Annotated in this window: 1 protein-coding gene; it reads right to left on the reverse strand. The window is 66.5% G+C overall.

The features are described 5' to 3' along the window. A partial coding sequence (gene glgX, locus AC5RUJ_RS14295) for a glycogen debranching protein GlgX (protein WP_494156050.1) occupies positions 1-2161 on the reverse strand: 2161 nt, incomplete at its 3' end. Between the last annotated feature and the right edge of the window lie 429 nt (positions 2162-2590).

Here is a 2590-nt window from a genome sequence, read left to right on the forward strand (position 1 = left end):
CCTCGGCCATCGCGGCAACGGAGGCGGCGACCGAGTGGTCGGGCTCTTCTTCCGGCGCCGTGTGGGCCTTGAGGACCACCGTGGACTTGGCGGCGACCGGCACCTTCGTTCCGGCCGTCAGCGGGCCGGGCAGTTGGTCGCCGCCGGCCGTGTCGATGATGATGTCCCAGGCCGCCGAGTACTCCCGCGGCGGCAGCACAAACGGCACGTCGTCGTCGGCGGCGTTGAAGTACACCAGGAAGTGCTCGTCCGTGATCCGCTGCCCGCGGTCGTCGCGCCCGCGGATGCCCTGGCCGTTGAGGAAGACGCCGATGCAGCGGCCGAGGGCCTCGTCCCAGTCCTCGGGCTCCATCGGAGTTCCCTCCGTGGTTAGCCAGACGACGTCGCTCAACGGCTCGCCCTGGCCCCGGCGGACCGGCTTCCCGTCGAAGAACGTGCGCCGCCGGAAGGTCGGGTGTTCGGCCCTTAACCGGTTGACGGTGGCCACGAACTCGAGCAGCGGCTGGTCCACGTTGTTCCAGTCCACCCAGGACAATTCCGAGTCATGGCAGTACACGTTGTTGTTGCCCTGCTGCGTGCGTCCCAGCTCATCCCCGTGCGCGATCATCGGCACGCCCTGGCTCAGCAGCAGGGTGGCCAGGAAGTTCCGCTGCTGGCGGGCGCGCAGGGTGAGGACCGCTTGGTCGTCGGAGGGCCCCTCCACCCCGCAGTTCCACGAGCGGTTGTGCGATTCGCCGTCGTTATTGTCTTCGCCGTTGGCCTCATTGTGTTTCTCGTTGTAGGACACCAGGTCCCGCAGCGTGAACCCGTCGTGGGCGGTGACGAAATTGATGGAGGCAACCGGGCGCCGCCCCGTGGCCTCGTACAGGTCCGAAGAGCCGGTGATGCGGGAGGCGAATTCGCCGAGCGTTGAGGGCTCGCCCCGCCAGAAGTCGCGGACCGTGTCCCGGTACAGGCCGTTCCACTCGGTCCACAGCGGCGGGAAGTTGCCCACCTGGTAGCCGCCCGGGCCGATGTCCCACGGTTCGGCGATGAGTTTGGTTTGGGACACGATCGGATCCTGCTGCACCATTTCGAAGAAGGTCGACAGCCGGTCCACGTCGTAGAACTCCCGGGCCAGGGTGGAGGCAAGGTCGAAGCGGAAGCCGTCCACGTGCATTTCCGATGCCCAATAGCGCAGCGAGTCCATCAGCAGCTGCAGCGAATGGGGGTGGCGCACGTTCAGCGAATTTCCCGTGCCGGTGTAGTCCATGTAGTACTGCTCCTGGTCCTCGACCAGCCGGTAGTAGGCCGCGTTGTCGAGTCCGCGGAAGGACAGCGTCGGGCCCAGGTGGTTGCCCTCGGCCGTGTGGTTGTACACGACGTCGAGGATCACCTCGATGCCCGCCAGATGCAGTTCCCGGACCATTGCCTTGAACTCCTGCACCTGCTGCCCGGTGTCCCCGGAGGAACAATAGGTGTTCTGCGGCGCGAAGAAGCCGATGGTGTTGTAGCCCCAGTAGTTGGACAGCCCCTTCTCCTGAAGCGTGCTGTCGTTGACGAACTGGTGGACCGGCATCAGCTCGATCGCGGTGACGCCCAGCTTCTGCAGGTGCCCGATGACCGCCGGATGCGCGATGCCGGCGTAGGTACCGCGCTGTTCTTCCGGGATTTCCGGGTGCAGCTGGGTCAGGCCCTTCACATGGGCCTCGTAGATCACCGAGCGGTGATAGGGGGTGCGCGGCTTGCGGTCGCCGTCCCAGTCAAAGAACGGATTCACGACGACGCCGAGCATCATGTGCCCGGCAGAGTCCTCGTCGTTGCGGGAGTCCTCGTCCCCGAAGTTGTAGCCGAACAGTGGCTGGGCCCAGTCGATCTGGCCGCTGACGGCCTTCGCGTAGGGGTCCAGCAGCAGCTTGTTAACATTGCAGCGCTGCCCCTGGCCCGGGTCGTACGGCCCGTCCACCCGGAAGCCGTACTTCTGTCCCGGCTGGACTTGCGGAAGGTAGCAGTGCCAGACGTAGCCGTCGACGTCCTTGAGCTCGATCCTGGTCTCGGCCCCGTCGTCGTCGAACAGGCACAGGAAAACGGCCTCCGCTGCCTCGCTGAACACGGCGAAATTGGTGCCGTTGCCGTCATACGTGGCCCCCAGCGGATAGGCGTCTCCCGGCCAAACTTCCATGTGCAAACTCCTGATGATCGGTTGTGGTCCCTGTTCCCTTCATACCCCATGGTCCTGACAATGGATATCCCCCGGTTGTCCGCCCGGCGGGCAACCCGAGCCGGCGCGGCAGGCGTTTCCGGCCCGCTGCCCCGGCGCTCGTTGCGTTGAACACACGGGCTGCGGCACACCCTGGTGCCGGCCCGGCCACGGCCAACCCGCCGGCCCGCGTCACGGTCTCTGCCACTGTCGGCATCACGGTTTCCGCCACTGTCGGCGGCACGAATGCGGGCGTATCGTGGAGCTACCATCAGGTTCGCGTGAGGCAGGGCTGGCCATGACTGGCAGCGGTTCCGGTTCCCCAGGCGCTGTCTCCCGGCGCCAATTCACGACGGCGACCGCCCTCACCGTGCTCGGCGCGGCAGGCCTGTTGGGCGGCGGCCTCTCCCG

Source organism: Arthrobacter sp. Y3223164 (assembly GCF_059091005.1).